Source organism: Kitasatospora sp. NPDC032121, assembly GCF_055580145.1.
On sequence record NZ_JBVILX010000045.1, the window covers coordinates 1 to 5,205 of the forward strand.

General features: G+C 67.6%; 5 protein-coding genes. 4 read left to right on the top strand and 1 reads right to left on the bottom strand.

Going from position 1 to position 5,205, the window contains the following annotated elements:
* The first annotated feature begins 164 nt into the window (after nt 1–164).
* From ACZ5OX_RS38930 to ACZ5OX_RS38945, 4 genes are read left to right on the top strand one after another with little or no spacing between them, the layout of a single operon-like run.
* A complete protein-coding gene (locus ACZ5OX_RS38930; protein ID WP_465636921.1) occupies nt 165–1,286 on the top strand; it encodes a tyrosine-type recombinase/integrase in 1,122 nt (373 codons plus the stop codon).
* Nucleotides 1,286–1,627 (top strand): helix-turn-helix domain-containing protein, encoded by a 342-nt coding sequence (locus tag ACZ5OX_RS38935; RefSeq protein ID WP_465636929.1) that lies wholly within the window; start codon nt 1,286–1,288, stop codon nt 1,625–1,627. Before ACZ5OX_RS38930 ends, ACZ5OX_RS38935 begins: the two co-directional genes overlap by 1 nt.
* Entirely contained in the window at nt 1,624–4,038 is a 2,415-nt protein-coding gene (locus ACZ5OX_RS38940; protein ID WP_465636923.1) for a site-specific integrase, read from the top strand. Before ACZ5OX_RS38935 ends, ACZ5OX_RS38940 begins: the two co-directional genes overlap by 4 nt.
* A gap of 38 nt (nt 4,039–4,076) precedes the next feature.
* Nucleotides 4,077–4,688, top strand: a complete 612-nt coding sequence (locus ACZ5OX_RS38945; RefSeq protein ID WP_465636925.1) for a hypothetical protein — start codon at nt 4,077–4,079, stop codon at nt 4,686–4,688.
* On the opposite strand, the gene ACZ5OX_RS38950 is transcribed toward ACZ5OX_RS38945, so the two are convergent.
* The coding region (locus tag ACZ5OX_RS38950; RefSeq protein WP_465636927.1) for a contact-dependent growth inhibition system immunity protein at nt 4,683–5,205 on the bottom strand (523 nt) is incomplete at its 5' end. The two genes, ACZ5OX_RS38945 and ACZ5OX_RS38950, sit on opposite strands and share 6 nt — an antisense overlap.

Genomic DNA, 5,205 nt, shown 5'->3' on the forward strand with positions numbered 1-5,205 from the left:
AAGGCTCGGGAATTGCATCAGACGGGCGAGAAGTCGCAGGTCGCCAGCTCGCAGCGGCGGTCTGATGGACCCCAACGCTACTACGAGCTGGCCTCCTGAACAGGCAGTTTGCCAGGCCAATCCCATCTGATGCAAGATCTGCCCTCCAGAAGGGATGGTCTGGAGTGGCGCAAGAACGCAAGGTGGCCCTGGCCGGGGCGGCTCATCTGGAGCTGGTCTCCGGGGTGATCCAGCTGCGTCCAGAGGACGCGATGGTCGACGCGATGCTGCGCGGCTGGCGGGCCCAGCAGATGTCCCGAGGCCTGAAGGAAGACACGATCGCCGGGCGGGAGCGGCTGATTCGCCGCTTCCAGGAGTTCACTAACGAGTACCCGTGGTCGTGGCTGCCGGGCCACATGGACGAGTGGTCGGCCTCGCTGACAGGTGAGAGGCACCTGGCGCCGTCCACGATCCGCAGCTACCAGGGCGACGTACGGCAGTTCACCGAGTTCCTCATCGACGGCCGCTACGGCTGGGCGGTCGCCTGCGAGGACGCCTTCGGCACCCACCCGGTGGCGATCTGCCACGAGTGGAACACCATCGCGCACCTCAACGACTACGAGGGTGACCCTGAGGCCCGGCCGTTCACCCGTGAAGAGCTCCAGCGGTTCCTCGACTACGCCGACGACCAGGTCGACCGGGCGGTGCGATCCAAGCGCAAGGGCGCCCTCGCCGCCTATCGGGACGCCACCTTGTTCAAGGTCATCTACGGCTGGGGGCTGCGGCGCACGGAGACTTCGAAGCTGGACGTGGTCGACTTCGGCCGTAACCCGAAGGCTCGTCAGTTCGGCCGGTACGGCACGCTGAACGTGCGCTACGGCAAGGCAAAGAAGGGACAGCCGCCGCGGCGCCGGAACGTGTTGTCGGTCATGGACTGGGCGGTGGACTCCGTCCAGGACTACATGGAGAACATCCGCCCGCAGTTCGGCTGCGAGGACCACCCCGCGCTGTGGGTGACCGAGCGGGGCGGCCGGATCAAGCCTTCCGAGATCAACGCCCGGTTCGTTGCCTACCGAGACGCGCTCAAGCTCCCCAAGGCCTTGGTCGTCCACTCGCTAAGACATTCGTACGTCACGCATCTGACTGAGGACGGGGTGGACCGGCGGTTTATCCAGCAGCAGGTCGGCCACGAGTGCGACAGCTCCACCGCCATCTACACCCACGTCAGTGACGACTTCATGAACACTGCTCTGAGCAAGGCACTGACCCCGGCGTTCGATGAGGCGCCGACCAGGAAGGACCGATGATGGCCGCCAAGCTCGACTACCGCTGGCACCTGCGTCACCTGATGGCGGACCGCGGGATGTTCTCCACCACGGACCTGCTGCCACCGCTGGCCGAGCGCGGCATCACCCTGTCCTCCAGCCAGGTCTACCGGCTCGTCGTCGAGCGCCCCGAGCGGCTCAGTCTGAAGATCCTTATGGCCCTGCTGGACATCCTGGACTGCACGATGGACGACCTGATCGAACCCGTTGCCGCAGCCGGCGCCGCGCAGAGGCCGAAGAAGGTCGCCGCAGGCGGGACGACGGCTGAGGGCATCGGCGGCCTGCGACCCAAGCGGGCGCGGATCGCACCGGTGGACCGGTGAACAAGCTCGCGGATGAGGTGCTGGCCGACCCGGTCGGCCTGGTCGTGCGTCTGGTCGGCAACGTCGAACGGCACTTGGAGGCCGACCGCATCCGCGAGATCGTCTGCACGGTCATGCGCGAGCGAGCTGGTCGTCGGCGCCTCGCCCAGGCCCTCCACGAGCATCCATCACTGCTGCGGACGGGACAGCCTCCGGCACCGTTCTGCGTCGCACGACTGCTGATGGCCCTTCATGAGGCTGGCGCCCAGGATGTCGCCCTTCCCCATTGCGGTGAGTGCGGCCGCGCACGCCCCTACGTGGGCAGCCGCAGCGGCGGCCGGTGGGGCTGCTCGCCCTGCTTCGACAAAGCCGCCGTCTGCGCGGGCTGTCACCAGCAACGGCGTGTCGTCAGCCGCGACCGCCACGGCAACCCTCGGTGCGCGAAATGCCCCGACACGGACGGCGATCCCTTCACCATGCTCGTTGGCCTCATCACCACGGTCGATCCCACGCTCGACGCTGGCGCCGTTCAAGCAGCGCTCGACCGCGCGACCGTCCGAACGGCCGGCCAGCGCCGCCTGGCCTGGGCGATCATTGCCCAACCCGACCTGCTGACCGGCGCCGGCTACGACGCCCCAACCCCTGCCGTCCTGCGGTTCATCGACGCACTCGTCCAGGCCGGAGCCACCACGGTCGTCAACCCGGCCTGCTACCGCTGCCATGAGGTCAAGTCCCTGTCGAAGGTTCTCGACGGCAAACGGGTCTGCCGCAACTGCTTCGCCCGCAACGCGGCCGTGCCCTGCACCCGCTGCGGCGCTGTCCGCGAGCCCGCTGCCCGCGACGCCGAGGGGCAGCCGCTGTGTCCCAACTGCCTGGTCAGTGACCCCGCCAACCTGGAGGAATGCCGCGACTGCGGGCGCCGCCAGAAGGTCGCCGCCCGGCTTCCCGACGGACCACGTTGCGCCAACTGCCGACCCAGGACCGCCGCCCAGTGCGGCATCTGCGGACGGACAGCAGTCTGTGAAATCTCCCGCGTCACGGGTGAACCCTGGTGCAACCGGTGCCAGCTGCGGTGGGCGCCCTGCAACAGGTGCGGAACCGTCGACCATGTCCGCGGCGGCACATGGGACGCACCCCTGTGCGCGAAGTGCACTAACCCGGACCCGGACTACTGGGGCCGCTGCCCCGTCTGCCGCACTACCTGGCAGCTCAGCACTCGTCCCTGCCAGCGATGCGCTCTCGACCAGCAAGTACGCGACCTCCTGACCGGCAACACGGGCGCGGTCCGGCAGGACCTTGTCCCCCTCTACAAGGCACTGTCCGGAGCCGAGCGCCCCACAAGCACCATGTTCTGGCTATCGGGCTCGAAGGTCGGCGCCCTACTCCAGCAGATAGGACGCGACGAACGACCCGTCACCCACGACACCCTCGACGAGTTGCCCGCGGGCAAGGTCCTCGCACATCTCCGCAGCGTTCTGGTCGCCACCGGCGCCTTGCCGCCTCGCGACGAGCGGCTGGTCGCCCTGGACCAGTGGATCGCCTCGGCGCTCCAAGCACGCACCGATCTCACCGAGCGCCGGATCCTGCACGGCTACGCGGTCTGGCACCACCTACGTCGGCTCCGGCGACGCCTCGGCGAGGAGCACGCCACGCACCTGCAGGCTCTGAACGTTCGCTGCCACGTCACCGCAGCGGCGAACTTCCTCGACTGGCTATCCGCCAACGCACTCACGCTGGGCACATGCACCCAGGTTGACCTGGAGCGATGGATCGCCGACTCCAAGGCCACCTACCGGGACGAGACCAGCCACTTCGTCCGCTGGTCCGTACAACACCGGCATGCCAAAGGACTCACCTACGGCACCGTGCGCTGGACAGGACCCCGCGGGACGATCGACAGCGAGAAGCGCTGGTCCGACGCCAGGCGCCTCCTGCACGACGACACGCTGGCGACCTCGGATCGAGTCGCCGGCCTGCTGCTGGTCCTCTACGCCCAGCAGATCGCCACCATCAGCCGCCTCACGGTCGACGACGTCCACGTCGACGAAGACAAGGTCGGGATCACGTTCGGCACCTCACCCGTCGTCCTCCCCGAACCACTGGCCGGCCTGGTGCGCGACCTCATCGCCACCCGCCGCGGCAAAGCCAAGATCGCCGCCCCCGACGACGCTCCGTGGCTGTTCCCCGGCGGCCGTCCCGGACAGCCCATCGGTGACGACCGGCTCGGCGTCCGCCTCCAGAAGATCGGCCTCCAGCCGCGCCAGGACCGCTCCACCGCCCTGTTCACCCTCGCCACCGAGGTCCCCGCCGCCATCCTCGCCCGGATGCTGGGCATCCACATCCAGGTCGCCGTCCAGTGGCAGAAGGCATCGGCTGGCGACTGGGCCGCCTACGCAGCCGAGGTCAGCCGACGTGTCCCGGAGAATCGATGAAACTGCCCGTTACCATCCATCAAGCCCGCCTCGGGCCCATGGAGTTCAAGGTCATCCGACCAGCCCAGCCCCTGGTCCGCGCCGTGCTCATCGACCACGACCGACACCTGGACGCCTACCTCGATCAGGATGCCGCGCGGCGAATCGGCGGACTATGGACGCTCGCCGCCTCTTCACCACGATCACTCGTTCACCTGCCGATGCGAGCCAACCCGCGCCCCTTCCGCGAGCTACCCGACACCGGCACACGTCAGCTTGATCTCGTGCTGCTGCACCACTCGCTCCAGTTCACGCCGTCCCGCTGGAAAGAAGTACGCGGACGACTCGGCCCCGGCCGCCCGCAGACCGTGACCCTGCCCGACACAGACCCCGCAGACGAAGCCGCGATTGACCACGAGGCACGGCACTACCGCGAGAACCGGGACCTGTTCCACCAGCATCTCCACGCCGAAACCCTGTTCATGACCGGCAGCGCAAAGGTCTTCAGGGAAACCGCCCGACACTTCCTCGATGTCGCCCGAAACGGTCCCAGCTACGTCCCCGTCCATCCGAGCTACCCACACTTCTGCACAGAGCTCCACTCCAACGACGGCATCCTCGGCGACGCACGCGAGATCCACATTGAGTACTGCGACCAGTGGGACTCATGAACCGACCGATGGCACCCCGCCGCCCCTGACGGCTGGCCCGGGACAGCAACTTCCAGTCCGGAACTGTTCGATGTCTCGCTGGAGGGTGGGTGGCATGTCGACCAGCTCCGACACGATCACACAAAGCTCGTGCCGGAGTTCGGCAGATTCGTTCCAGACCGCTCGATCCCTGGTGAGGACCGCGGAGAGCAGATCACCTGGATACAAGTCGCCCTCTGCCACCGGGTTCTCCCCCAGAAGCTCCAGCGCCATCGGAAGGAGATACCGCAATCCCACATCCTGTCGGATCAATAGGCGCGTGTCCTCCACGGTCAGCTCGCCGATCGGCTGACGCCGAAGGGCATGCGCAGCCGCCACGAGACGGGTCGCGTCAGCTGGAGGGGCTGGCCAGCGGTCGCGTTCAAGCTCCTCAAGGGAGCGGTCGCGGTTCACGGGTCGAGTCACCGGTTGATTGTCTATCGTCGAGAGCGCGGCCTGAGGCATTCGGACACTTCCAATACCCGACTCCACCATCAGC